Source organism: Promicromonospora xylanilytica (assembly GCF_054782895.1).
Genome location: NZ_BAAGRP010000011.1, coordinates 109,367 through 134,832, shown reverse-complemented (window position 1 = coordinate 134,832; position 25,466 = coordinate 109,367). Strand labels below are relative to the sequence as shown.

The window sequence follows — 25,466 nt, the reverse complement described above, 5'->3', positions numbered from 1 at the left end:
GGGCGGTCAGCGCGGGGGCTTGACCGCCAGGACCGGGTGGTCCGCCTGGAGGAGGATGCGCTGGGCCACCGAGCCCATGATGAACTTGCCCACCGTGCTGCGCCGGCGCAGGCCGATCACGATCAGCGTGGCGTCGTGCTGCTCGGCCAGGTCGAGGATCTCGTCGGTGAAGTCGTCGCGGTGCGTGCCCCGCACCACCTCGGCGCGCACCCCGGCGTCCTGGGCCAGCGCGAGCACCCGGGAGAGGTCCTCGTCCGTTGCGACCGTCGACTCGACCAGGGAGCCCTCCCGCGCCGAGTTCACGACCAGCAGCCCTTCGTCCCTGAGGACGGCCTCGGCGATCGCCGCGCGCACGGCGGCCTCCCCTGCGGGCGTGGGCACATAGCCGACGACGATGCTCATACTGACTCTTCCTCTCGGTCCTGCGCTGATGTGTCTCCCGCCGCCGTCCGGGCCGCCCGCCGCTCGCGGGCCGACCGGACCAGCGGCAGCACGGCCACCACCACGAACAGCACCAGGAGCGTCGCGGAGATGGGCCGGGTGAGGAAGCCGGTCGCTGAGCCGTCGAACATCAGCAGCGAGCGCCGCAGGCTGGACTCCAGCAGGGAGCCCAGCACGAACGCCAGCACGAGGGGGCCGGGCTCGAACCCGAACTTCTTCATGAGGTAGCCGACGGCGCCGAACAGGACGACGAGGAGCACGTCGAAGACGGAGTTGTTGATGGTGTAGGCGCCGATCATGGTGATCAGCGCGGTGACGGGCGCGAGGATCGCGGCGCGCACGCGCAGGATCCGGACGAAGACGCCCACCAGCGGGATGGACATGATCAGGAGCAGCACGTTGCCGATGTACATGGAGTTGACGACGCCCCAGAACAGCTCGGGGTCCTCGGTCACGAGCTGCGGGCCGGGGGTGACTCCCTGGATGAGCAGCGCGCCGAACATGAGCGCCATGGTCGCGTTGGCGGGGATGCCGAGGGTGAGCAGCGGGATGAACGAGCTGGTGGCGGCGGCGTTGTTGGCGGTCTCCGGCCCGGCGACGCCCTCGATGGCGCCCTTGCCGAACCGGCTCGGGTCCTTGGCGCGCTTCTTCTCGGCGGCGTAGGCCGCCATGGAGGAGATGGTGGCGCCGCCTCCGGGGAGGATGCCGAGGAAGAACCCGAGCACCGATCCGCGGGCCACGGCGCCGGACGACTCCTTGAGGTCCTTGCGGCTGGGCCAGACGTTCGTCACCTTGCCGGGCGCCGACACGGCGCGGTGCCGCTCCTCCAGGTTGTAGAGGATCTCGCCCAGGCCGAACAGGCCCATGGCGACGGGGACGAAGTCAATGCCGTCGGCCAGGCTGAGGCTGTCGAACGTGAACCGTTCGGCGCCTGTGAAGGCGTCGCGCCCGATGGTGGCGAGCAGCAGGCCGACGGCGGCGGCGACGAGGGCCTTGACCTTGGCGCCCGAGGCGATGGTCGCGACCAGGAGGATGCCGACGAGGGCGAGTGCCGTGTACTCGGGCGGGCCGAAGTCGAGGGCGAAGCCCGCGACTAGCGGCGCGAGGAAGGTCAGCCCGACGATGGCGACGGTGCCGCCGACGAACGAGCCGACGGCGGCGACGCCGAGCGCGGTGCCGGCCCGGCCCTGCTTGGCGAGGGCGTGCCCGTCCAGGACGGTGACGACGGAGCTCGCCTCGCCCGGCAGGCGCAGCAGCACCGAGGTGATGGTGCCGCCGTACTGGGCGCCGTAGAAGATGCCCGCGAGCATGATGATCGCGGTGACGGGTTCGACGCCGTAGGTCAGCGGCAGCAGGATGGCGATCGTGGCGGCGGGGCCGAGGCCGGGCAGCACCCCGATGAGCATGCCGATGACCACCCCGACCAGGCAGTACAGGAGGTTGGTCGGTTCCAGCACGACGGCGAAGCCGTCGGCGACGTTCTGCAGCGATTCCACGGGCGGTTCCCTTGGGTGGGGTCTGAGGCGGCGGTGCGCTCAGCAGGTCAGAAGAGGTGCGGGATGTTGGTGCCGAGCGCGCCGACGAAGACCGCGTAGAGCACGCCGACGACGAGCACGGAGCACAGGACGGCCGACCGCCACGTCTCGCCGCCGAGGAACTTCATCCAGACGACGCTGAGCAGCAGGGACGGGATCTCGAAACCGATCACGGGCAGCAGCGCCACGAGACCGAGGAGGGTCGCGAGCCCGGCCAGGGACAGCCACGAGTACCGGGAGAACTTCTCCCCGTCACCGCCCCCTCGTCCGATCAGCGCCTGGGCGAGCGACAGCACCAGGACGGCGACGCTGACGGCCAGCGGCCACAGTCCGGCGCCCGGCTGCGCGGGGGTGCCGAGGCCGAGGCCCAGCGCCGCCGCCGCACCGGCAACGCCGACGGCCGCGGTCACCAGGCAGGCGGCCAGGTTCGCGACCCCGCCGGCGGGCGGCTGCATGTCCTCGGCCGGGCCGTCGGCCCGCTCGTCGGCCCGTTCGCCAGCCGCGGCGCTGTCCACGTGTGCCTCCTCGGTTGCCGTTGCCACGGGTCCGCTCAGCCTTCCGCGAGGCTGATGTCGTACTCCTCGGTGAGCGCGCGGTACTTCTCGGCGAGCTCCGTCCACTCGGCCGTGACCTCTTCGCCGGTGATCTCGTGCGGGGTGAGGAGGTTGTTCTCGTTGAACGCCGTGTAGGTGTCCGCGGCGATGGCCGCGTCGATCGACTCGACGAGCCGGGCCTTGACGTCCTCGGGCAGGCCCTTCGGCGCGGCGACGGCCCGGTACTGGGAGACGGGCACGTCGTAGCCCTCCTCGACGGCGGTCGGCACGTCGGGCAGGAACTGGTTGCGCTCGGCGGAGAAGGCCAGCAGCGGCACGACCTTGCCCGCGTCGATCTGCGGCTTGGCCTCGCCGAGCTGCACGGTCGCGACCTGCACCTGGTCCCCGACGACGGCGGTGAGCGCGGGCGACCCGGAGTCGAACGGGACGGCGGTGCCGTCGATCTTTGCCTGTGCGAACAGCGCGGCCTGCGCGAGCTGCGAGCCCGTGCCCACCCCGGTGGTGCCGTACGTGATGTCGCCGGACGCGTCCTGGAGGTCCTTCAGGTTCTCGAAGCCGGACTCCGCGCTGGCGAGCAGCACGTAGTCGTCCTGGGACAGGCCCTTGAGCACGTCGAGGTCGCTCAGGTCCACCGCCTCGTCGTCCGACACGGCCAGCGGCGTGATCGTGATGAGGGAAGCGTTCAGCAGCACCAGCTCGTGGCCGTCGGCGGGCTCGGCCGCGACCTCCTCGGTGGCCAGCGCGCCGTTCGCACCCGCCCGGTTCACGACCGGTACGGACACGCCGAGGTCCTCGGCCATGCCGTCGGCGACGGCGCGCGCGATGAGGTCGGTGGAGCCGCCGGCGTCCTGGCCCACCGTGATGGTCACGGGACCGGTCGGGAACTCGGCACCGGCGGCGTCGGCCCCGCCGGCCACGTTCCCTCCGCACGCGGCGAGGGTCAGGGCGGCACCGGCCGCCGCTGCGCCCAGGAGGACCCTGCGGGTGTGTGCCGGGCGGGTCAGAGATGTCATCACAGCTCTCCTCATTGAGATCTTGGACGGATGGAGATCTTGGACGGAATGGAGATCTTGGACGGGTGGAGGCCGTCGGGCGTTGAGCATAGGAAGCCCATACGATGCCTGTCTAAGCCTCTTACTGCATTGCTTGATTCTCGGAATGCATCAATCCCCGGAAAGGCCATCGTGTACACCCTCGATCAGGTCCGCTGCTTCGTCGCCGTCGCCGAGGAGCTCCACTTCGGCCGTGCCGCCGAGCGGCTCTCCATGACCCAGCCCCCGCTGAGCCGTCAGATCCAGAAGCTCGAGCGTGCCGTCGGGGTCCCGCTCCTGGAGCGGGACAACCGGCACGTCGAGCTGACGACGGCGGGCGCGGTGTTCCTCGCGGAGGCCCGCCGCCTCCTCACCGCCGCCGACGCCGCACCCGCGCTGGCCCGGAAGATCGCCGCGGGCCGCGCCGGCGTGCTCCGCCTCGGGTTCACCGCGGCGTCCGGGTTCAGCCTGCTCGGCACACTGGTCCAGGAGATCGCCGAGTTCATGCCCGACGTCGACCTGGACCTCCAGGAGCTCGTCACCGTCGAGCAGATCGAGGCGATCCGGCGCGGCGAGCTCGACCTCGCGCTCGGCCGTCCGCCGTTCGACCAGGAGAGCTTCGACTCCCGGCTGCTCCTGTCGGAGGACCTGGTGCTCGCCGTGCCGGAAGGGCACCCGCTCGCCCGGACGGACCGCCCCGTCGCCGTCGGCGACCTGCGCGACCAGCCGATCATCGGCCATCACCCCACCCGGGCCAGGTACTTCTACGACATGGTGGTGCGGTACGTCCCGCTCGAGCACTCCGCCGTCGTGCACGTCGTCAGCCAGATCCTGACCATGTGCTCGCTGGTCGCGGCCGGCCGCGGCGTGGCGTTCGTCCCCGAGTCGGCGCGCCTGCTGGGCCTGTCCGGCGTGACGTTCCAGGAGCTGGGCGACGTGCCCCACGGGGTGGTCGAGCTGCACGCCATCTGGAACCGCGAGTCGAAGAACCCGGCCCTGCACGAGTTCCTCCGCTTCCTCCACTCCCCGCCGCACTGACCCGCCGCACCGACCCACCGCGCTGAACAGGAGAGCGATACCTGGGGAGTATCAGCCGATGCCAAATCGGGCTTGGACAGGCATCGTCGGACGTTCCTAGGTTGGCGGCGTCCAGCCGGGCCAAGTCATAGGAGGGGCCACCGTGGCCACGTACGCACCGCAAGAGCTCGCCGCCGTCCTCAAGGACGGGCTGCTCTCGTTCCCGGTCACCCCGTTCACCCCGCAGGGCGAAGTCGACGAGGAGCGGTACCGCGAGCACATCGACTGGCAGTCGAGCTTCGACGTCGGCGGGCTCTTCGCCGCCGGCGGAACGGGCGAGGGCTTCAGCCTGACCCCCGAGGAGTCCGCGCGCGTGGTGCGGCTCGCCGTCCGGACCGCCGCCGGACGTACCCCGGTGCTCGGCAGCGCCGGCGGCAACACCGCCCAGGCGATCCAGAACGCCCGCGCCGCCGAGGCCGCCGGCGCCGAGGGGCTCCTCTTGCTGCCCCCGTACCTGACCGAGTGCGACCAGGACGGGCTCCTCGAGCACGCCTCCGCCGTCTGCGCCTCGACGAGCCTCGGCGTCATCGTCTACAACCGCGGCAACGCCGTCTACTCCGCGCAGACCGTGGCCCGGCTCGCCGAGCGGCACCGCAACTTCATCGGGTTCAAGGACGCGCTCGGCGACATCGAGCAGCTCACTCGCGTCTACACCGTCAACGGCGACCGCCTGTTCTACCTGGGCGGCCTGCCCACCGCCGAGACCTTCGCCCTGCCGCTCCTGCAGCTCGGCATGAGCACGTACTCCTCAGCCATGTACAACTTCGTGCCCGAGTTCGCCCTCGCCTTCTACCAGGACGTACGCCACCAGGACCACGCGGCCGTCACCGAGAAGCTGAGCCGCTTCGTGCTGCCCTACCTCGACATCCGCGACCGCGCCAAGGGCTACGGGGTGTCCATCGTCAAGGGCGGCCTCAAGGCCGTGGGCCGCGACCTGGGCAGCGTGCGCCCGCCCCTGCAGGACCTGGCCGCCCAGGACCTCGCGGACCTCACCACGCTGATCAAGGCCGCCGACATCCACCCCGAGTCCCCCACGGAAGGACACCCGCGATGACCACCCAGCTCACCGGGCACTCGCTGGTCGCCGGCACACCGCTGGTCGGCACCGCAGGCACCTTCGCCGCCCAGGACCCGGCGACCGGCCAGAGCGTCGAACCCGCCTACTCGCTGCTCGGCGAGGACCAGGTAGCCCGGGCCACCGCCGCCGCGCAGGAGGCCCTCCCCTCCTTCTCCGCGCTCGCCCCCGAGCCCCACGCCCGGTTCCTCGAGCAGATCGCGGCGAACATCGACGCCCTGGCGCCCGACGTCGTCGCGCGCGCCGCCCGCGAGACCGGCCTCCCCACGGCCCGCCTCACCGGCGAGGTAGCCCGCACCACCGGACAGCTGCGCCTGTTCGCCCAGGTGGTACGCCAGGGAGACCACCGCGGCGTGCGGATCGACCCCGCCCTGCCCGACCGCACCCCCCTGCCGCGCGCCGAGATCCGGCAGCGCAAGGTACCTCTCGGCCCCGTCGCCGTGTTCGGCGCGAGCAACTTCCCGCTCGCCTTCTCCACGGCGGGCGGCGACACCGCCTCGGCGCTCGCCGCGGGCTGCCCCGTGGTGGTCAAGGCGCACAACGCGCACCCGGGCACGGCCGAGCTCGTGGCCCGCGCGGTGGCGGACGCCGTCGCGGCGTGCGGCCTGCACCCCGGCGTGTTCTCCCTGGTCTACGGACCTGGCAAGGTGGTGGGCCAGGCACTCGTGTCCGACCCGGCGATCCAGGCGGTCGGCTTCACCGGCTCCCGCGCGGGTGGCCTCGCGCTGGTCGCCGCCGCGGCGGCCCGGCCCGTGCCCATCCCGGTGTACGCGGAGATGAGCTCGATCAACCCGACCATCCTGCTCGACGGCGCTCTGGCCGGCGACGTCGATTCCCTCGCCGCCGGCTATCTCACGTCGGTGACCGGCTCGTCGGGCCAGCTCTGCACGGCGCCCGGCCTGGTGTTCGTGCCCGCAGGGCCCCGCGGCGACGCGTTCGTCGAGGCCGCCGGTCGGGCCGCGGCGGCCGCCGCCGGGCAGACCATGCTCACGGCAGGCATCGCCGAGGCGTGGCAGCAGGGGGTGGACACGCTGGCCGCCCAGGGCGGCGTCCGGCTTGTCGGGGCAGGCGCTCCCGGCGACACCCGCAACGCGCCGCCACCCGCGCTCTTCGCGAGTGACGTGACCACCCTGCTGGACAACCCGGTGCTGCAGGCCGAGATCTTCGGCGCCGCCTCGCTCGTGGTCCGGTACGCGGACGCCGACGAGCTGCTGGCCGCCGTTGCCGGCCTGGAGGGGCAGCTCACCGTGACGCTGCACCTGACCGAGGCCGACCGCGAGACCGCGGCCCGGCTGCTGCCCGTCCTGGAGCGCACCGCCGGCCGGATCCTCGCGAACGGCTGGCCCACCGGCGTCGAGGTGGGCCACGCGATGGTGCACGGCGGGCCGTTCCCCGCGACGTCGGACAGCCGCAGCACCTCGGTGGGGACGCTCGCGATCGAGCGGTTCCTGCGCCCTGTCGCGTACCAGAACCTGCCGGACTACCTGCTGCCCGAGCCGGTCCGGCCGGACAACCCGTGGGGCCTTGCGCGCCGGGTCGACGGCGTGCTGCGGGCCGCGGCGCCGGAGGCGGCCCGGTGAGCGCCCACCCCACGGTCGCGCGCGTCGAGGTGGTGCCCGTCGCCGGGCACGACTCGATGCTCCTGAACCTGTCCGGCGCGCACGCCCCGTTCTTCACGCGGAACATCGCGATCGTCACCGACTCCGACGGCCGCACCGGGCTCGGCGAGGTCCCGGGCGGCGAGAAGATCCGGGCCACGATCGAGGAGGCGGGACGGCTCGTCGTCGGGCAGCCGGTGGCGCGGTACCGCAGTCTGCTGCGCTCCGTCTCCGCTGCCTTCGCCGACCGCGACGCGGGCGGGCGCGGCCTGCAGACCTTCGACCTGCGCACCACCGTGCACGCGGTCACCGCCCTGGAGTCGGCGCTGCTCGACCTGCACGGCCAGGACCTGGGCCTGCCCGTCGCCGAGCTGCTCGGCGACGGCGCGCAGCGCGAGAGCGTGCCGATGCTCGGCTACCTCTTCTACGTGGGCGACCCCGACGCCACCGACCTGCCGTACCTGCGCGGCGACGACGAGTCCGACGCGTGGGGCCGCGTGCGGCGTGAGCGCGCCATGACGCCGGGCGACGTCGTGCGGCTGGCGGAGGCCGCCCAGGAGCGCTACGGGTTCGCCGACTTCAAGCTCAAGGGCGGGGTGCAGGCGGGCGACGTGGAGGTCGACACCGTCGTCGCGCTCAAGGAGCGGTTCCCCAGTGCCCGCATCACGCTCGACCCGAACGGCGGCTGGCCACTCGCGGAGGCGATCCGGCTGGGCCACCGCATGCGCGGCGTGGTCGCGTATGCCGAGGACCCGTGCGGCGCGGAGGGCCGGTTCTCCGGCCGCGAGGTCATGGCGGAGTTCCGCCGCGCGACGGGCCTGCCGACCGCCACCAACATGATCGCGACCGATTGGCGCGAGCTGGCGCACGCCGTGCGCGCGGGCGCCGTCGACATCCCGCTGGCCGACCCGCACTTCTGGACCATGGCGGGCTCCGTGCGGGTGGCGCAGCTCTGCCACGAGTTCGGGCTGACGTGGGGTTCGCACTCCAACAACCACTTCGACGTCTCGCTGGCCATGTTCACGCACGTCGGCGCGGCGGCGCCCGGCGCGATCACCGCGTTGGACACGCACTGGATCTGGCAGGACGGGCAGGGCCTGACGACCGCGCCTCCGCGGATCCGTGCCGGTGCCATCCAGGTGCCGGCGACGCCGGGGCTCGGCGTCGAGCTGGACCGCGACCGCCTGGCGGCCGCGCACCAGCTCTACCTGGAGCACGGGCTCGGGGCCCGGGACGACGCGGTGGCCATGCAGTACCTGGTGCAGGGGTGGGAGTTCGACCCGAAGCGACCGTGCCTGGTCCGTTGAGCGGTCCAGCGTCCCCGGAGGGCTGAGGCCATGAGCGGCGTACTGCTCGGGTTCGCGGTCGTGCTGGTGCTGGTGGGCATCGGCTACGTGGCCGCGTGGGTGCTGCCCGGCGAGGCCCACGCCATGCGGCGGGGTATCTCGCCGCTGGTCTACTACATCACCAACCCCGCGCTGATGTTCCAGCTGATGTCGCACGCCGACCTCGGCGCCGTGCTGCGCACGTACACACCCATCGCGCTGATCACGGCGGCGGCGACGGGGCTGCTCTACGCCCTGGTCGCGGGTGGTCTGCTCCGGCGCGGCGCCGGGCGGGTCGCGGCCGGGGCCATGGCCAGCTCGTACGTGAACGCGGGGAACATCGGCGTGCCGATCGCGCTCTACGCCGTCGGGAGCGCCGCCCCGGTGGTCTCCGTGCTGATCGCGCAGCTGCTGGTGATCGCGCCGCTGTACCTGTCGGTCTTCGCGTGGTGCCGGCACCGAGCGGACCGGGCGGCCGGCGTCGCGGACCCCGCGGGCGGGCTCGGCGCGACCCTCGGCCGGTCGCTCGCCAACCCCGTCACGGTGGCGACCGCGCTGGGGCTGCTGACCGCCGTGCTCTCCGTCGACCTGCCCGCCGTGCTCGCCCAGCCGGTCGAGATGCTCGGCAACGCGTCGGTGCCGCTCCTCCTGCTGCTGTTCGGCATGTCGCTGCGCGGACAGCGGCCGATGGGCCGGGAGGCGCGCGCGGAGGTGGTGCTCGGCACCGCGCTCAAGGCACTGGTGATGCCCGCGCTCGCCTGGGCGGCCGGCCGCTTCCTGTTCGGGCTCGACGGCATCGAGCTGCTGGGGGTGGTGCTCATGGCGGCGCTGCCGACCGCGCAGAACGTCTTCCTGTTCGCGGGCCACTTCCGGCTGGCGACGACGTCGGTGCGCGATGTCACGCTCCTGAGCATGCTGCTCGCGCTCCCGGTGTCGCTGCTGGTCACGCTGCTGCTGGGCTGAGGGCTCAGCGGGTCAGCGCCTCGACGGCGACCGCCGTCGCCTCCGCCAGGAGCGCGTCGTCAGGCTCCGCCTCGGGGTCCTCGGTCTGGGTCAGGACCGCGAGGACCACCGGGTCGCCGTCGGGCGGCCAGAGCACGCCGATGTCGTTACGGCCCCCGTGCCCGGTGGTGCCGGTCTTGTTGCCGACGACCCAGCCGTCGGGCACGCCCGCGCGGATGGTCTCGTCACCCGTCCGGCTGCCCCGGAGGGCTTCGACCAGGATGGTGCGCCCGGCGTCGTCCAGGACGTCCCCGAGCACGTAGGACCTGAGGTCACCGGCCAGGGCCCGCGCGGTGCTGGTGTCACGCTCGTCGCCGGGCGTCACGTCGTTCAGCTCTGGCTCGTAGCGGGCGGACACCGTCGTCTCGTCCCCGAGCGCCCGCAGCGCCTCCTGGAAGCCGGCCGGGCCGTCCACGGCGTCGAACAGGAGGTTGCCGGCGGTGTTGTCGCTGGTCTCGACGGCCGCGGCGATGATCTCGAGCATGGTCATGCCCGTCTCGACGTGCTGCTCGGTCACGGGCGAGTACGCCACCAGGTCCGCGGCGTCGTAGGTGACGACGCGCTCGAGCTCGTCGGCGTCGCTGCGCTCAAGGACCGCCCCCGCCGCCAGGGCCTTGTAGGTCGAGGCGAAGGCGAAGCGCTCGTCGGCGCGGTGCTCCACCCGCGCCCCGTCACCCGTGTCGACCGCGTACAGGCCGACCGTGGCCTGGTACTTCTCCTCGAGGCGGTCCAGCTCGCCGGCCACGTCGAGCACCGGCGGAGGCTCGCTCGGCCCCGCGGAGCCCGGGCCCGCGGAGCCCGTGCCGGCGGGGCTCGGTCCGGCGGGGCTCGGTCCGGTGGCCGTGGACGACGGGGCCGGCTGGGCGCTGCCGGGCGTGCAGGCGGACAGGACGAGTGCGGCCGAGGCGACCAGAGGCGCCAGCCGTCGCAGGTTCCGAAGCATGCGACCAGTGTGCTGCCCTGGCCGCGCCGGCGCCGTCCGGCACGCAGGCCGGCGCGCAGGACGGCGGTCCAGGCACCCCCAGAGTGCCTGGACCGCCGTCGGTCAGTGGGCGCGGCGCTCAGACCGCGGCCGGCTCAACCACCTTCTCCCGGGAGCCGCTGTCTCGCCCGTCGGCGCCACCGGTGGTCGACTCGGCGTCGGGCTCACCGCCGTGCGCGTCGTCCACCATGGACTCGTCGAACGGGAGTCGGCCCGCGAGGACCTCGTCCACGCGCCCACGGTCGATCTCGCGCGTCCAGGTGCCGATCACGACGGTCGCGACGGCGTTGCCGGTGAAGTTGGTCAGCGCCCGCGCCTCGGACATGAAGCGGTCGATGCCCACGATGATCCCGACGCCGTCGACCAGGTCGGGACGGTAGGTCTGCAGGCCGCCCGCGAGGGTCGCCAGGCCGGCGCCCGTGACACCGGCAGCGCCCTTGGAGGCGATGATCATGAAGGCCAGCATGCCGATCTGCTCGGGGATCGACAGCGGCGTGCCCAGGGCCGACGCGATGAACAGCGAGGCCATGGTCAGGTAGATCGCCGTGCCGTCCAGGTTGAAGGAGTACCCGGTCGGCACGGTGATGCCCACGACGGGCTTCGAGACGCCCAGGTGCTCCATCTTGGAGATGAGGCGCGGCAGGGCCGCCTCGGACGACGACGTGCTGACGATCAGCAGGTACTCGCGAGCGAGGTACTTCATCAGCCGGAAGATGTTCACGCCGGACACGAACCGCAGCACGGCGCCGAGCACGACGACGATGAACAGGACGCACGTCACGTAGAACCCGAGCATCAGCGTGCCGAGCGCCACGACGGCGCCCCAGCCGGTCTCGCCCACGACGCCGGCGATCGCACCGAAGGCACCGACCGGCGCCACCCACAGGATCATCGTCAGGACACGGAACACGATGGTCTGGAAGATCCGGATCGCGTCCAGCGCGGGCTTGCCGCGAGCGCCGAGCTGCTGGATCGCGAACCCGACGAGCAGCGCGACGAACAGGGTCTGCAGCACGGAGTCGCCGGTGAGCGGGGAGACCAGCGTGGTGGGGATGATGCCGAGCGCGAAGTCGACGAGGGACTCGGCCTCGCCTTCCGCCTCGTAGGTGGCGCCCTCGATGGACAGGCCCTGGCCCGGGTGCAGCACGTTGCCGACGACCAGGCCGATCACGAGCGCGAACGTGGACATGGCGAGGAAGTAGAGCAGTGCGAGGCCGCCGACCCTGCCCACGGTGGCCGCCTTGGCGATGGAGCCGATGCCGAGCACGATGGTGCAGAAGATGACGGGCGAGATCATCATCTTGATGAGGGCGACGAACCCGGTGCCGAGCGGCTTCAGCGCCGCTCCGGTGTCCGGGGAGGCCAGTCCGACGATGACGCCGGCGACGACGGCCACGATCACCGCGATGTACAGGTAGTGACTCTTGTCGAGCCGGCGGCGCGGGGTGGTCCCGGTGCCGGCGGGCTGCGTTACCGCCATGGTGTGTTCCTCTCACAACGCTGTGTGGTCAGCGACAAGAGTGCTGGCGTGGGCGGTGTTCCTCACCATTGCGGCCATAGTGTTCTCAGCCGGGGTTCTCAGCCGGTGTTCTCAGCCGGGGTTCTCGGCCGGTCGGCGGTATCGCGGGCGCGGGCCACAATGGGTCCGTGGCACAGCGACGAGGTGCGAGCATCGCGAGGTGGTTCCTCGCGGTGCACACGGCGCTGCTGTTCGCCGGTGCGGTGATCGTGTTCGGGCTGCTGGCGCTCGATGCCCGGTCGTCCGCGGAGACGCACGCGGAGGAGGAGAGCACCGACCTGGCCGCGACGATCGCGGCGGAGCCCCTGGTGATCGACACCGTGACGCGCGCGCACGCCGCTGCGAGGAACGACCGTACGGGCTCGGTCGCCGAGGCGTCGGGCCGGCTCCAGCCGCACGCCGAGCGGGTCATGGCGGTGACCGGCATCGACTACCTGACGATCATGGACACGGACCGGACGCGCTACACGCACCGCAACACGTGGCAGATCGGCGGCTCGTTCGTCGGTACGACGGCCCCCGCGCTGCGGGGCGAGACGTTCACCGAGGTCTACGACGGCACGCTCGGCCCGTCGGTGCGTGCGGTGGTCCCCGTCGTGGCCGACGACGGCGAGGTGGTCGGCCTCGTCTCGGCCGGGGTGACGCTGGACCGGCTGCGGGACAGCATCGTGCCCCGGCTGGTGATCGTCGGGATCGGCACGCTCCTGGCGTTCGTGACGGGTGCGGTGGCGGCGACGCTGCTGGCGCGCCGTCTGGACCGCATCACGGAGAGCAAGGGACCGGACGAGCTGGCGCACCTGTTCACGGCGCACGAGGCGGTGCTGCACTCGGTCGAGGAGGGCATGCTGCTCGTCGAGGACGGCACGGTGGTGCTCGCCAACGACGAGGCGCTGCGGCTGTTGGACGTCCCTGAGCTCGCCGTACCGTTCGCCGTCGCGGACCCGCGCCTGTCCCCGGCGGTGCGCGACCTGCTGGGCGGCGCGGCACCCGACGGTCCGGTCCGGGTGGGCGACCGGGTGCTGCTGGTGGGCCGCGACACCGCGGCGGCATCGGGCCGGAACGTCGGTGAGGTGGTCTCGCTGCGGGACCGCACCGAGCTGCAGCGGGTCACCGGGGAGCTGTCGTCGGTGCGCACCATCTCGGAGGCGCTGCGGGCCCAGACGCACGACTTCAGCAACCGGCTGCACACCATCGCGACCCTCATCGAGCTGGGCCGCAGCGACGAGGCGCTGCGGTTCGTCGCGAGCGAGCGGGACCTGGGCCAGCGGCTCACGGACCGGGTGGTGCAGGCGATCGAGGAGCCGGTCATCGCGGCGCTCGTGCTCGGCAAGGCGGCGCAGGCGCGCGAGCGGGCGGTGGAGATGCACTTCGAGACGCATCTGGCGCCGGGCACGCACTGGCTGGAGCCGGTCGACGTGGTGACGGTGCTCGGTAACCTGATCGACAACGCGATCGACGCGGCGGCCGGCCGGGCGCTGGCGGGCGCACCGGAGGAGGCGTGGGTGGAGGTCTACCTCGCCAACGGCGACGACGGGTCCCTGGTGTTCCAGGTCTCCGACAGCGGGAGCGGCGTCGCGGAGGCCGACGCGGACCGCATCTTCGACAAGGGCTGGAGCACCAAGGACGCGGTGGCCGGCGGGCGCGGCTACGGGCTGGCGCTGGTGCGCCAGGTGGTGGAGAGCCTCGGGGGCGACGTCGAGGTGTCGCGGGGCACCGGGCCGGGCGCGGGCGCCGTCTTCACGGTCACGCTCCCCCGCCCGCCCGCCGTCGCACCGCCCGACCGGGTCGGCGGGGCGGTGAGCCGACCATGATCCGTGTCCTGGTCGTCGAGGACGACCACCGCACGGCCGCCGCGCACGGCGAGTTCGTGCGCCGGGTGGACGGGTTCGAGCTGGCCGGGGTGGTGCACACCGCGGGCGACACGGTCCGCGCGCTGCGCGACGCCCGGGCCGAGGGCGCCGACGTGCACCTGCTCCTGCTGGACATGAACCTGCCCGACCGGCACGGCCTGGTGCTGTGCCGCCAGCTGCGCGCCGCGGGCCTGGTGGTCGACGTGATCGCGGTGACGGCGGCCCGCGAGCTCGAGACCGTGCGTGAGGCGGTGGCCGTCGGCGTGGTGCAGTACCTGATCAAGCCGTTCGTGTTCGGGTCGTTCGCCGAGAAGCTCGGCGCCTACCGCAAGTACTTCGAGCAGATGCGCTCCCCGGTCTCGACGCTGAGCCAGCGCGAGGTGGACACGGCGTTCGCGGCGCTGCGCACGTCCAACGCCGCCGGGCTCCCGAAGGGGCTGTCGCAGGACACGCTGGACTCCGTGTCGGACCTGCTCGCACGGCGGCCCGGGGCACTGTCGGCGAGCGAGGTGGCCGACGAGCTGCGGCTCGCGCGCATCACGGCGCGGCGCTACCTGGAGTTCCTCGCGGACGCCGGGGTCGCCACCCGCGCGCCCCGGTACGGGACGCGCGGGCGGCCGGAGCTCGAGTACGCGCGCCAGCGGCTGGTCTGACTCCTCGTCGTGGCTGCTCAGCCCTTGATCGCGGCCGCGAGCCGGTCGAGGTAGGCACGCTCCCCCTCGGAGAACTTGACCCGCTTGCTGAAGAGGCCGCGCGTCCTCGACCTGGTCGCTCCGGCGACCTGCTCGGCGATCCGGAGCAGCCACGCGCCGTAGGCGTCGACGTCGGCGGAGTCGGCCCGCCCGCGGAGCAGCGCGACCGCGGCGCCGGTCAGCTCGACCGCCAGGGCCGTCGCGCCCTCCGGGTCGGGCTGCACACCCACCTTCGCCGCCTCCGTCGTGGCCGCTGCCGCCGCCGCGACCCCCACCTGGGCGGCGGGGTTCTCCGCGGCCGCGACCGCCGCCGCCTCGCGTGCCTTGCCCCGGTCGCGCAGCGCGGTCGCCACCGACCGGACGAGGGCGTTCTCGTGTTCCTGGGCCTCGTGGAACACCTTGGCCCCCGACACGGACTCGCGCAGGAACCGGACGGCACCCGGCTCCCCGTCGGCAAGGGTCGCGCCCTTGAGCACCGCACCCGGGGCGTCGAGGATCTGGTCGAGCTCGTCCTCGCTGAAGTCGGACAGCTTCGTCATGCGCACGTTCTCTCTTCTGTGCAGGTCGGCGGGAGGAACGCGCACAACCTACTGGGTACCGGCCCCGCGCGGAGCCGCCGCCGCGTACCGGACGGCCAGCTCACCGGTCGCCGCGACGAGCTCGGGCGGGCCCACCACCTCGAACGGCACGTCGAACGCGCCGAACCGGCCGGCCAGCCCGCCCCACGACCACGAGCCCAGCACCACCCGGCAGCGGGGCGAGCCGTCGACGTCGGGCAGCGGCTCGCACAGGCCCTGGCCGCCCACCCAGGGCGCGATGTCGGCGGCACGCGCGTGCAGCACCGCCTCGCCCCGCACCGGGGACGGGGACCCGCTGATCCGGGAGCCGACGAAACCGGCGACCGAGCCACCCGGCACCTCGCGGCGGACGAACCGGGGGCCGGTCCCGGTGCGGAGCGTCAACCGGTCCACCCGGAAGAGCCGCCAGTCGTCGCGGTCCAGGTCGAAGGCGACGAGGTACCAGCGCCCCTCCGAGGTCACGAGGTGGTGCGGCTCGGCCCGCCGGGGCGGCCGGAACGCGCCGTCGCCCTCGCCGACCGTGGCCATCGTGCCGCCGTCGTAATCGAAGCGCACCACCTCGCGCGCCTGGCACGCCGAACCCAGCGCGAGGAGCAGGTCGGGGTCCACCACGGGCTCGGCAGCCCCGGTCCGACGCCGCACGGTGGTCACCTCGAGCGCGTCCAGCCTGGTCCGGAGCCGGGCCGGCATCACCTGCCGGATGGTGGCCAGCGCCCGCAGCGCCCCCTCCTCGGCGCCCGGGATGGTGCCGGTGCGCAGCGCGACCGCCACCGCGACGGCCTGCTCGTCGTCGAAGAGCAGCGGCGGTAGCTCGGCACCCGCGCCGAGGCGGTAGCCGCCGTCCGGCCCCTTGGTGGCGCCCACGGGGTAGCCGAGCTCCCGCAGGCGGTCCACGTCGCGCCGCACCGTCCGGGGGCTCACGCCCAGCCGGTCGGCGAGGAGCGCGCCCGGCCAGTCCCGCCGGGCCTGGAGCAGCGACAGGAGGGTGAGGAGGCGTCCGGAGGTCTCGAGCACCCGTCCAGCATCGCACGCGGTAGAGGACAGGACCTGACCGCTACTGCCGAAAGAGTGGTCCCCGTAGCCACCGGCCGCACAGCCGGACCCCCGACCGCAAGAAGGAGACACGGTGATCCGCACCCACGCGCTCACCAAGGACTTCGTGGTGAGCCGTAGCCGCACCGTGCACGCCGTGCGCGGCATCTCGCTCGACGTCGAGCCCGGCGAGCTGGTCGCCGTGCTCGGCCCCAACGGCGCGGGCAAGACCACCACGCTGCGCATGCTCACCACGCTCATCCCACCGACGTCCGGCACCGCCCAGGTCGCCGGGTACGACGTCACCACCCACCCCGACCGGGTACGTGCCGCCATCGGCTACGTGGGCCAGGGCGGCGCCGGCGGCGCGTCCCAGCTCGTGCGCGACGAGCTCGTCGCGCAGGGCGAGATCTACGGCCTGGACCGGCGCACGGCACGACACCGCGGCGCCGAGCTGCTCGAGGCCCTCGACCTGACCGAACAGGCGGACCGCAAGGTCGAGAGCTTGTCCGGCGGCCAGAAGCGCCGCCTCGACGTCGCCGTCGGCCTGGTCCACGAGCCCTCGCTGCTGTTCCTCGACGAGCCGTCGACCGGGCTGGACCCGCACAGCCGGGCCAACCTGTGGGAGCACATCCTGCGCATGCGGTCCGCCGCGGCCGAGCCCATGACCATCGTGCTGACCACCCACTACCTCGACGAGGCGGACACGTTCGCCGAGCGGGTGCTGGTCGTCGACCACGGCCAGGTCATCGCGGACGACACCGCCGACGCCCTCAAGGCGGAGCTGGCCGGCGACCTCGTGACGCTCCGCGTGAGCCCCCAGGACGCGGCGAAGGCTGCCGTGGTCGCCGAGCGCGCGCCGGGCACGCGGACGGTACGGGTCACGACGGACGGTACGGCGAGCACCGTCGAGATCCGCACGGCCGACGGGCCGGGTGCCACGCCGGGCCTGCTCCGCGCCGCGGACGCCGCCGGGCTGTCGGTCAGTCGCGTCGACGTCGCACGCCCCACCCTCGACGACGTGTTCCTCGGCCTCACCGGTCGCAGCCTGCGGGAGAACGCGGTCGTCGACGAGGCGCTGACCGACGACCTGACCACCGAGCACCCCACCACGAAGGAGGTCCTGGCATGAGCGCCGCGACCCTGACCACCGCCCAGCGCCTCCCCCGCCGCGGCTTCCTGCGCGACACCCGCATCGTCCTGGTCCGCGAGCTGCGCCCTGTGGCCCGCGACCCGTTCTCGCTGCTCTTCGGTCTGGTGCAGCCGCTGGTGTTCCTCGGGTTGTTCGGGCCGCTGCTCGCCGGGTCGGCCGGCGGCGCGCTCGGCGGCGACGTCTGGTTGTGGTTCGTTCCGGCGGTGCTGGCGATGACCACGCTCTTCGGCACGTCGGTCACGGGCTCCAACCTGCAGCTCGACCTCTCGTCGGGCGTGCACGAGCGCATGCTCGTCACCCCGCTCTCCCGCCCCGCGCAGCTCGTGGGCCGCGCGCTCAAGGAGATGGTGCCGATCGTCGCCCAGTCCGCCGTCGTGCTGCTCGTCATGCTGCCGTTCGGCCTGCGCCCCGACCCGCTCGGCGCCGCGCTCACCCTGCTGCAGCTCGCCGTGCTCGGGATCGGCGTCGGCTCCCTGTCCTACGCGCTGGCGCTCGCCGTGCGCAAGCAGGAGTGGATGTTCTGGGTGGTGCAGCAGACCGTCCTGTTCCCGGTGATGCTGCTGTCGGGCATGCTCCTGCCGCTGGAGAACGGCCCGGCGTGGATGCGCGCGGTGTCGACGGTGAACCCGCTGCGGTACGTCGTCGACTCGGGCCGGGCCGCGTTCGCCGGCGACCTCGTGTCCTCGGCGGTGGCCTGGGGCTGGGTGGCGGCGCTGGCGACGGCCGTGCTCGGGCTCGTGGTGGGCGTGCGTGCGATGGTCCGCTCGGCGGACTGAGGCGGACTGAGGCGGACTGAGGCGGACTGAGGCGGACGTCAGCCGTCGCGCCGGCCGACCAGCCCTGTGCTGTAGGCGACGATCACGAGCTGCGCGCGGTCCCGCGCGCGGAGCTTGGCCAGCAGCCGGCCGACGTGCGTCTTGATCGTGGCGGGACTGAGCTGGAGGTGGTCGGCGAGCTCGGCGTTGGACAGGCCGCGCGCGATCAGGCCGAGCACCTCCAGCTCACGGTCCGTGACGCCGTCGAGCGTCCGGGCCGGGGGCCTGCCCGGCTCGGGACGGCTCGCGAACTCGGCGATGAGCCGGCGGGTGACCGACGGCGCCAGGAGCGCCTCGCCCGCCGCGACCACCCGGATCGCGTGCAGCACGTCCGCCGGCGGGGCGTCCTTGAGCAGGAACCCGGCCGCCCCCGCGCGCAGCGCCGCGTAGACGTACTCGTCGAGGTCGAAGGTGGTCAGGATGAGCACGCGGACGCCGGCCGTCGCCGCGCCGGAGCAGATCTCGCGCGTGGCCTGGATCCCGTCGACACCGGGCATGCGGACGTCCATGAGCACGACGTCGGGCAGCTCGCGACGCGCCAGCTCGACCGCCTCGGCGCCGTCAGCGGCCTCGGCGACGCCGATCATCCCCGGCGTGTGGTCGATCAGCACCCGGAGGCTGCCGCGGAGCATCGCCTGGTCGTCGGCGACGAGGACACGGACAGGATTCGGCGTCACGCGCGCGCCCCCTGCCCCAGCGGCAGCCGCGCCCGGAGCGCGAAGCCGCCGCCCGGGCGCGGCCCCGCCTCGACGCTTCCCCCGTACAGGAGCGCTCGCTCCCGGACACCGGTCAGCCCGTGCCCGCCCCCGGGTCGGGGACCGCTCCCGGACCTCGCGGCCCCGGCGGCACTCCCCTCGTCGACGACGTCGACCCGCGCCTCCCCGCCGTCCACGACCACCGAGACCCGGCACGTCGTCGGGCCCGCGTGCCGGACCACGTTGGTCAGGCCCTCCTGCACCACCCGGTAGACCGTGAGCTGGTCCGCCGCAGCCAGCGAGGCCGCGTCGCGCACCTCCAGGTCCACGGAGACCCCGGCCCGCCGCGCGCCGTCCGCCAGCCGGCCGAGGTCGCCGATGCCCGGCGCCGGCCCGAGCGGCGCGGCGCCCGTCCGCAGGACGCCGAGGGTGCGACGCATCTGGGTCAGTGCCGTCCTGCTCGTCTGCTCGATGTCCCGCAGCGCGCCGACGGCCTCGTGCGGGTCGGCGTCGGCGACGTGGGCCGCCACCCCGGCGCGGACCGCGATCAGGCTGAGGTTGTGCGACACGATGTCGTGCAGGTCGCGGGCGATCTGCAGGCGCTGCTCGTCCAGCGCTCGGTCGGCCTGGCGGCGCACCTCGCGCAGCGCCTCCGCGCGCCGCCCCCTGACCACCCGGCCCGCTGCCCACGAACCGCCCACGGTCAGCAGCGCCAGGGCGGCCACGCCCGCCGCGTCCTGCGGGCTGCCCGACGGGGTGTGCACCGCCTCGCCCGCGTACACACCACCGGCCACGACCGGCAGCGTGACGCCGAGCGCCACGACCGAGCGGCGGACAGGCTCTGCCAGGCCCACCAGGTAGGCGGCCAGCCCGGCGGCGGCGTACGGCTCGCGCGTGAGGTCGAGGAAGGTGGCGGCGGTCAGGGCCAGCACGACGACGGCGAGGACGGGCACGGGGAACCGTCGGCGCAACGCGACCGGCAGCCCGACGCCGGCCGCGACGACCCAGCCGAGCCAGGCAGGGCCGGCATAGGTGGGCTGACCGTCGACGGCGGGCAGCCCGGCCAGGCTGACATAGGCGGCGGTCAGGGCGAGCGCGGCCACGAGGTCGACGACCCAGAGCCGCCTGCCCGCCACGTCGTCCATGGCGTGACCGTATCCGCTGGCGGTGCCGCCGCGCCCGCTCACCGGGTGCTCGCTGGGCACGGCCCTCAGCCGGCCTGTCCGAACGCGAACATCACGGCGAGCACGAGCACGACGACCCCCGCCCGACGCAGCGCGACCGCCGGACGCGGGCGCGGGGACCGTGCCAGCTCGCGCACCCCGAGCGGGACGAGCGCGACAGCCAGCCCGACCAGCGCGACCAGGGACAGCAGGGTCGTCCCCTTGAGCAGGCCGAGCGGCAGCGCGCACGTCACCGCGAGCGCCACGGCCCGCGCGGGGCCCAGCACCTTCGCGCGCCAGGCACCGACGGCGAGCACGAGCCACCCGGTGAGGATCGCCGCGTTCAGCACCGAGAAGATCTGGAACGACCCGTACGTCGCCGAGACCGCCTCCGTGGTGACCGACGCGCCCGTGGCGTCGGCGAACCGGAACGCCATGTGGTCCATCCCGGCGTGGAACGCCCGGGCAACCGTGCCGGAGACCACCAGCACCCCGCCCCACAGACCCCAGCCCGGGCTGCGTTCTGCTGTCCGCCCGGCCAGGAGCAGCACTGCGGGCCAGAGCAGCAGGTTCCCGACCGCGAACAGGGCGTACGCCGTGGACACGAGACCGGGGTGACGGTCGAAGGCCGCGATCTGCGCGGGAAAGAAGAAGTCGAACGGCACCCGCAGCAGGGCTCCGACGAGCAGGAGCAGCGGTCCGGCCACCATGGCCACGCCGCCGACCCACCGGCCGGGAAAGACGTCGAGCGGCGGGGTGGCGGTGCTGGCGGTGCTGGCGGTGCTGGCGGTGCTGGCGGCAGCCTGCGGGAAGATCCTCATGCCCCCGACCCTGCCGTGGCCGGTGGCCCGGGTCGTCGGACCAGGATCCGGACCTTCGGGTCAGCCCTGGGTACTACGCGGACAATGGCGAGCGTGACCAGCGCCCATGATCCCCACGCGGCACGGCTGCGCCGCACCGTGGCGGTCGTCGCCGCGCTCAACCTGGCCTACTTCTTCGTCGAGCTCTCCGTGGCGCTCGCCGCCGGGTCGGTGTCCCTGCTGGCGGACAGCGTCGATTTTCTCGAGGACACCGCCGTCAACGTGCTGATCCTGGTCGCCCTCGGCTGGCCACTGGCCCGGCGGGCCGTGCTGGGCAAGGCCATGGCCCTGGTCATCCTGGTGCCGGCCGCCGTGGCGGCCTGGGAGGTGGCACAACGGTTCGGCGGTCCGCCGCCGCCCGACGTCGTCCCCGTGGTGCTGGCCTCGCTCGGGGCCGTCGCCGTCAACGGGACCAGTGCCTGGCTCCTGGCCCGGGTGCACCACCACGGCGGGTCGCTCGGCCGCGCGGCGTTCCTGTCGGCCCGGAACGACGTGCTGGTGAACTTCGCGATCATCGCCATGGCCCTGACGACGGCGTGGACCGGCTCCGGGTGGCCCGACCTCGTTCTGGGCTGCGTGATCATCGTCCTGGCGGTGCACGCCGCGCACGAGGTGTGGGAGGCCGGTGAGGAGGAAAGCCTCGCGGCCAAGGCCTTGGCGGGCGAGGACGTCGGCTGACCATGCGGCCTCGTGACCGCGGGCGATCCCCGGTACGCCCTCCGCTGGCGGGACGCCCGTTCCTACGCGGCGGGCAGCAGCGGAGGTGGATGTCAGTGGTGACGGCTAGGGTCGAACATGCGTCCGCAGGATTGATGCATGGGACGAGGCTTATCCATGATGTGACCCGGTAAAGGAGTGTGCCGCATGCGCAACAGGCTTTCCGACGGCGGCGGTCTGCCTCCGGGCGAGCCGTTCGGCGGCATGTCGCCCGAGGAGGCCGCGCGCGAGGAGGCCTGGTTCGACGAGGCATGGAGCGCATGGGCGGCCGATGACCACGTGGGAACGGACCCCACGCCGAATCTCCCGCCGGAGGCGGAGCCGGTGTGGCCGCCAGGCGACGTGCCGGTCGTGCTGTGGCCGGAGCGGGTTCTGCGGGAGACGTTGCGGGGCGCGCCGGGAGCAGGGACGGCGCGCGTGGTCGCGGAGGCGGTCGACCTGGACGGCAACCTGGACGCCGGCTCGGGTGCGGAGTCGACGGCCCTGGCCGAGCTGTCGGACGACGCGCTCGGTGACCTGGTCACCGCGTGCGGGCGCCTGCAGTCCTGGGCCGCCGGCCTCCAGGCCAGAGTGGTCGCCGAACGGGCCGCCCGCGAGACCCACGCCCTGGCGCACAGCTCGCTGATCGGGCAGGTCACCGGCGAGCTCGTCGTGACCGAGAAGGAGGCCACGGAGGTCGTCGTCCGGGCCGAGTCCGGAGCCCAGCACCCCACCGTGATCGCCGCCCTGGTCACGGGACGCATCGACGTACGCAAGGCCCACACCCTGCTGCGTTCCGCAGCCCAGCTCACCGTGACCGAACGCGCCGAAGCCATCGCCCGATACCTGCCCCACGCGCCCCGCCGCACCTGGAAATGGCTACAGACCCGGATGCTCGCGTTCGCCAAGACCCGCCACGGCGCCGGTGAGACCGCACGTGCCGAAGCGGCCCGACGCACCGTGCAGATCGACCGTGCCGAGAACGACATGGCCTGGCTGACCGCCTACCTGCCCGCCGTGGACGCCACCGCCGTCTGGGGCGTCGTGGACGACATGGCATACCAGCTACGACACACCAGCGGCGAGGACCGCAGCCTGAGCCAGCTCCGGGCCGACTCCCTGACCGGGATCGTCACCGGCCGCCTCCTGCCCGCCGACCGGTTCACCGACGGCACCGACGGCACCAGCGGCACCAGCGGCACCAGCGGCACCAGCGACAACGACGAGAACGGCACCGCCCGTCCCGCATGCACCTGTGGCGGCCGCGCACCCGTCCAGGAGATCGTGCGACCCGTCCGGATCACACCGACCCGCGCGGTCGTCCGCGTCACCGTCCCGGCCACCACACTCCTCGGCCTCGACGACGCCCCCGCCCACCTGACCGGCTACGGACCCATCCCCGCCGACACCGCACGGACCATCGCGACCGACGCGACCTGGCAGCGCCTCCTCACAGACCCGAGCACCGGAGTCCTCACGGACTACTCCACCACCACCTACGCACCCGGAAAAGTGCTCCGCGCTGCCGCCGAGACGAGAGACCAGACCTGCACCTTCCTGTGGGGCTGCGATGCCCCCGCGGAACGCTGCGACCTCGACCACATCGTCCCGTTCGATCACGACCTCGACCCGGCAGCCCTGCCACCCGATGCCCCAGGGCAGACCCGGGCAGCCAACCTGCAGCCCCTGTGCCGCCGACACCACCTGCTCAAGACCCACGCGGGCTGGAGTGTCGTGCGTGACCCCGACACCGGGATCACCACCTGGACCACGCCCACCGGACGCCGGTACGAACGGGCGCCCACCGCTCTGGACACCCACGTCGACCTCGACCAGATCGACCCCGACACCAGCCACGACCTGACCCTCCGCGCCCTGACCGGCCAACCACTGCCGAGCGGCTACCGGCCCACCGGGTCGGACACTCACCCGAACGATCCGGCAGGTCCGGACGACCCCGGTGAGCCACCGTTCTAGGGCCGACGCAGGCGGGCCATCTCGTACGCGGCGGGTCCGGACGACATGATGTGCACCATGTTCACCAGCACAGAGGCCGCGATGGACCAGCGGGTCGCGGCGTACGCGCTCATCACCGACGACCAGGGCCGCATGCTGCTGCCGCACTGGAACGAAGGCACGCGCAGCGGATGGACCATGCCGGGCGGCGGGATCGACCCGGGCGAGCACCCGGCCGACGCCGCCGTCCGCGAGGTCTTCGAGGAGACCGGCTACCGCGTGGAGCTCGACGGGCTGCTCGGTGTGGACAGTTTCGTCATCCCCGGGCCGGAGCGTGTCGTCCCGTCGGACCGCCCGGTCCACGCGCTGCGCATCGTGTACCGGGCGCACGTCACCGGTGGCGAGCTGCGCGTCGAGGAGAACGGGTCCACCGACGGCGTCGCCTGGCACACCTACCAGGAGGTCGACGCACTGGACCGGGTGCCCCTGGTGGACCTGTCCCGCCGCTGGGCGGGCCTGATCGGCTAGCGCCGGCCAGGGCGCGCTACGGGCGGGTGGCCGGCGGGAAGCCCGTCCAGCGCAGGTCCCGCGGCAGGTGGCCCATGTCGTTGAACAGCACGACCGTCGGCGGCAGCCCGTCGCGGTACTCGAGCACCGTGAGTGCGGTGTTGCCGCTGTTCAGGCCGAGCCACCGGGCGGGTGGCGCGGCCAGGGCGTGCCGCAGGAGCCATGCGACCTGGAACGCGTGGGTCACCAGCACCTCGTGGGTCTCGGTCTCCGCCGGCCGTGCGAACCGGTCCACCAGCGCTGCGGCGAGCCGTTCGCCCGGCGCCCGCTCGGCGTCGTCGTAGCCGTCGAAGAACCCGGCCCACGCCGAGGGGAGGTCCGCTGCCGCCGGTACGTGCGGCACATGGTCGACCAGCTCGTCGGCCTCCGCGACGGGTACGCCCGGCAGGTGCTCACCGATCACGTGCGCGCTGGCCGCCGCACGGGGCAGCGGCGAGTGCCAGACGGCGTCGACCGGCAGCCCGCTGAGCCGCTCGCCCAGCAGGCTCGCCTGCCGGCGTCCGACGTCGGTCAGCTCGCCGAACGCGTCCGCCTCGCCGTGCCGTGCCAGGTACAGGTGTCTGGTCGCCATCCGAAGAACCTACTGGGCGCGGGAAGCGGCTACGCGTCGCGCCGGAGGCCGAGGGTCGAGAGGAGATCTTCGTGCAGCTCCATCCAGACCACGTGGCACGACCCTATGCCGGTGCCCGCCACCCACTCGCCCCGGCCGGAGCGCGCGTGCCCGAGCGCCGTGGAGAACCGGGTGTCGTACCCCTCGAACCGCGCGAGCGCGGCGCTCAGCTCCGCGACCAGCGGGGCCAGCTCACCGTCCAGCGCCTGGAGCTCCCCCAGAACCTGCGCGTCCCACGTCGCGTCGGTATGGGTGTTCGGGGTGAGGCGGTCGTCGTCCGCAGGGCGCAGCTGCCAGTCCGTGCAGGCCTGCAGCAGGCGTGCGTTGAGCGGCCGGAACGACTCGTGGACCCGCTCGACGACGGGCCGGGCGCCCGTGTCGTCCAGCTCGGCGGCCAACCGCCGGTCGTCCTCGGCACGCCCCCGGTCGGTCAGGGACCAGCCGGCGGTCCCGGCGAACTCCGCGTACGTGACCCAGCCGTACGCCTCGTCGTCGAGCAGGATCTCGCGGGTGTCCGCCACGTCGAGGCCGAACCGCGCGGCGACCGCCTCGTCGTCGGCCATCCCCTGGATCCGGACGGAGTGGAGCACGAGCAGCTCGGGCTGCGACGATCGGCCGAGGGCCGGGTTATGCGTCATGATTCGCACGGTGCATCGTTCG

25 protein-coding genes are annotated in these 25,466 nt (G+C 73.4%); 12 read left to right on the top strand and 13 right to left on the bottom strand.

Features of this window, described 5'->3' with window-relative positions; translation table 11 throughout:
- Nucleotides 1-6: 6 nt before the first annotated feature.
- Genes ACYVK7_RS12895 through ACYVK7_RS12880 form a run of 4 tightly spaced genes read right to left on the bottom strand, consistent with a single transcriptional unit; the run spans nt 7 to nt 3,543 of the window.
- A complete protein-coding gene (locus tag ACYVK7_RS12895; RefSeq protein WP_460888115.1) occupies nt 7-402 on the bottom strand; it encodes a universal stress protein in 396 nt (131 codons plus the stop codon).
- Nucleotides 399-1,937, bottom strand: coding sequence for a tripartite tricarboxylate transporter permease (locus ACYVK7_RS12890; protein WP_460888114.1), 1,539 nt, complete (start codon nt 1,935-1,937; stop codon nt 399-401). Before ACYVK7_RS12890 ends, ACYVK7_RS12895 begins: the two co-directional genes overlap by 4 nt.
- A 47-nt stretch (nt 1,938-1,984) precedes the next feature.
- Nucleotides 1,985-2,491 carry a tripartite tricarboxylate transporter TctB family protein gene (locus tag ACYVK7_RS12885; RefSeq protein ID WP_460888113.1) on the bottom strand — a complete coding sequence of 169 codons (507 nt, stop codon included), beginning with the start codon at nt 2,489-2,491 and terminating at the stop codon, nt 1,985-1,987.
- A 35-nt stretch (nt 2,492-2,526) separates the two neighbouring features.
- Nucleotides 2,527-3,543 carry a tripartite tricarboxylate transporter substrate binding protein gene (locus ACYVK7_RS12880; RefSeq protein ID WP_460888112.1) on the bottom strand — a complete coding sequence of 339 codons (1,017 nt, stop codon included), beginning with the start codon at nt 3,541-3,543 and terminating at the stop codon, nt 2,527-2,529.
- A 171-nt stretch (nt 3,544-3,714) separates the two neighbouring features.
- Between ACYVK7_RS12880 and ACYVK7_RS12875 the strand changes: the two genes are divergently transcribed.
- The 5 genes from ACYVK7_RS12875 to ACYVK7_RS12855 all read left to right on the top strand — a co-directional run bounded on the left by ACYVK7_RS12875 (nt 3,715) and on the right by ACYVK7_RS12855 (nt 9,599).
- Entirely contained in the window at nt 3,715-4,599 is an 885-nt protein-coding gene (locus ACYVK7_RS12875; RefSeq protein ID WP_460888111.1) for a LysR family transcriptional regulator, read from the top strand.
- A gap of 142 nt (nt 4,600-4,741) precedes the next feature.
- Entirely contained in the window at nt 4,742-5,692 is a 951-nt protein-coding gene (gene kdgD / locus ACYVK7_RS12870) for a 5-dehydro-4-deoxyglucarate dehydratase (RefSeq protein ID WP_460888110.1), read from the top strand.
- Complete coding sequence (locus ACYVK7_RS12865) at nt 5,689-7,293, top strand: aldehyde dehydrogenase (NADP(+)) (RefSeq protein ID WP_460888109.1); 1,605 nt, start codon at nt 5,689-5,691, stop codon at nt 7,291-7,293. Before kdgD ends, ACYVK7_RS12865 begins: the two co-directional genes overlap by 4 nt.
- Complete coding sequence (locus ACYVK7_RS12860; protein ID WP_460888108.1) at nt 7,290-8,618, top strand: enolase C-terminal domain-like protein; 1,329 nt, start codon at nt 7,290-7,292, stop codon at nt 8,616-8,618. Before ACYVK7_RS12865 ends, ACYVK7_RS12860 begins: the two co-directional genes overlap by 4 nt.
- Before the next feature lie 30 nt (nt 8,619-8,648).
- The gene (locus tag ACYVK7_RS12855; protein ID WP_460888107.1) at nt 8,649-9,599 is read left to right on the top strand and encodes an AEC family transporter; all 951 of its coding nucleotides are present in this window, start codon (nt 8,649-8,651) and stop codon (nt 9,597-9,599) included.
- 4 nt (nt 9,600-9,603) lie between these two features.
- Here ACYVK7_RS12855 and bla read toward each other — a convergent pair whose 3' ends face one another.
- Entirely contained in the window at nt 9,604-10,581 is a 978-nt protein-coding gene (gene bla, locus ACYVK7_RS12850; RefSeq protein WP_460888106.1) for a class A beta-lactamase, read from the bottom strand.
- 118 nt (nt 10,582-10,699) lie between these two features.
- Nucleotides 10,700-12,100, bottom strand: coding sequence for a cation:dicarboxylate symporter family transporter (locus tag ACYVK7_RS12845; RefSeq protein ID WP_460888105.1), 1,401 nt, complete (start codon nt 12,098-12,100; stop codon nt 10,700-10,702).
- Nucleotides 12,101-12,267: 167 nt separating this feature from the next.
- Between ACYVK7_RS12845 and ACYVK7_RS12840 the strand changes: the two genes are divergently transcribed.
- On the top strand, nt 12,268-13,950 hold the full coding sequence (locus ACYVK7_RS12840; protein WP_460888104.1) for a sensor histidine kinase: 1,683 nt from the start codon (nt 12,268-12,270) through the stop codon (nt 13,948-13,950).
- On the top strand, nt 13,947-14,642 hold the full coding sequence (locus ACYVK7_RS12835; RefSeq protein ID WP_460888103.1) for a response regulator: 696 nt from the start codon (nt 13,947-13,949) through the stop codon (nt 14,640-14,642). The genes ACYVK7_RS12840 and ACYVK7_RS12835 overlap by 4 nt, the downstream gene beginning before the upstream one ends.
- 17 nt (nt 14,643-14,659) lie before the next feature.
- Here the strand turns inward: ACYVK7_RS12835 and ACYVK7_RS12830 are convergent, their stop codons facing one another.
- Nucleotides 14,660-15,220: a hypothetical protein gene (locus ACYVK7_RS12830; protein ID WP_460888102.1), complete on the bottom strand. Its 561-nt coding sequence runs from the start codon at nt 15,218-15,220 to the stop codon at nt 14,660-14,662.
- Between the two features lie 48 nt (nt 15,221-15,268).
- Entirely contained in the window at nt 15,269-16,273 is a 1,005-nt protein-coding gene (locus tag ACYVK7_RS12825) for a helix-turn-helix transcriptional regulator (protein ID WP_460888101.1), read from the bottom strand.
- A 112-nt stretch (nt 16,274-16,385) separates the two neighbouring features.
- On the opposite strand from ACYVK7_RS12825, the gene ACYVK7_RS12820 reads away from it, so the two are divergent.
- Nucleotides 16,386-17,423, top strand: coding sequence for an ATP-binding cassette domain-containing protein (locus ACYVK7_RS12820; protein WP_460888100.1), 1,038 nt, complete (start codon nt 16,386-16,388; stop codon nt 17,421-17,423).
- Nucleotides 17,420-18,220: an ABC transporter permease gene (locus tag ACYVK7_RS12815; protein ID WP_460888099.1), complete on the top strand. Its 801-nt coding sequence runs from the start codon at nt 17,420-17,422 to the stop codon at nt 18,218-18,220. Before ACYVK7_RS12820 ends, ACYVK7_RS12815 begins: the two co-directional genes overlap by 4 nt.
- A 38-nt stretch (nt 18,221-18,258) precedes the next feature.
- Here the strand turns inward: ACYVK7_RS12815 and ACYVK7_RS12810 are convergent, their stop codons facing one another.
- The 3 genes from ACYVK7_RS12810 to ACYVK7_RS12800 form a co-directional block, all read right to left on the bottom strand.
- Complete coding sequence (locus tag ACYVK7_RS12810) at nt 18,259-18,936, bottom strand: response regulator (protein WP_460888098.1); 678 nt, start codon at nt 18,934-18,936, stop codon at nt 18,259-18,261.
- Nucleotides 18,933-20,099: a sensor histidine kinase gene (locus ACYVK7_RS12805; protein ID WP_460888097.1), complete on the bottom strand. Its 1,167-nt coding sequence runs from the start codon at nt 20,097-20,099 to the stop codon at nt 18,933-18,935. The genes ACYVK7_RS12810 and ACYVK7_RS12805 overlap by 4 nt, the downstream gene beginning before the upstream one ends.
- A gap of 65 nt (nt 20,100-20,164) precedes the next feature.
- Nucleotides 20,165-20,938, bottom strand: a complete 774-nt coding sequence (locus tag ACYVK7_RS12800) for a hypothetical protein (RefSeq protein ID WP_460888096.1) — start codon at nt 20,936-20,938, stop codon at nt 20,165-20,167.
- Nucleotides 20,939-21,031: 93 nt separating this feature from the next.
- On the opposite strand from ACYVK7_RS12800, the gene ACYVK7_RS12795 reads away from it, so the two are divergent.
- From ACYVK7_RS12795 to ACYVK7_RS12785, 3 genes are all read left to right on the top strand, one after another.
- Nucleotides 21,032-21,655 (top strand): cation transporter, encoded by a 624-nt coding sequence (locus ACYVK7_RS12795; RefSeq protein WP_460888095.1) that lies wholly within the window; start codon nt 21,032-21,034, stop codon nt 21,653-21,655.
- Nucleotides 21,656-21,841: 186 nt separating this feature from the next.
- Nucleotides 21,842-23,650, top strand: coding sequence for an HNH endonuclease signature motif containing protein (locus ACYVK7_RS12790; protein ID WP_460888094.1), 1,809 nt, complete (start codon nt 21,842-21,844; stop codon nt 23,648-23,650).
- Nucleotides 23,651-23,731: 81 nt separating this feature from the next.
- Nucleotides 23,732-24,157 carry an NUDIX hydrolase gene (locus ACYVK7_RS12785; protein ID WP_460888242.1) on the top strand — a complete coding sequence of 142 codons (426 nt, stop codon included), beginning with the start codon at nt 23,732-23,734 and terminating at the stop codon, nt 24,155-24,157.
- A gap of 16 nt (nt 24,158-24,173) precedes the next feature.
- Here ACYVK7_RS12785 and ACYVK7_RS12780 read toward each other — a convergent pair whose 3' ends face one another.
- Both ACYVK7_RS12780 and ACYVK7_RS12775 read right to left on the bottom strand, forming a co-directional pair.
- Complete coding sequence (locus ACYVK7_RS12780; RefSeq protein ID WP_460888093.1) at nt 24,174-24,767, bottom strand: histidine phosphatase family protein; 594 nt, start codon at nt 24,765-24,767, stop codon at nt 24,174-24,176.
- Between the two features lie 29 nt (nt 24,768-24,796).
- Entirely contained in the window at nt 24,797-25,444 is a 648-nt protein-coding gene (locus ACYVK7_RS12775) for a transcriptional regulator (protein WP_460888092.1), read from the bottom strand.
- Nucleotides 25,445-25,466 lie beyond the last annotated feature (22 nt).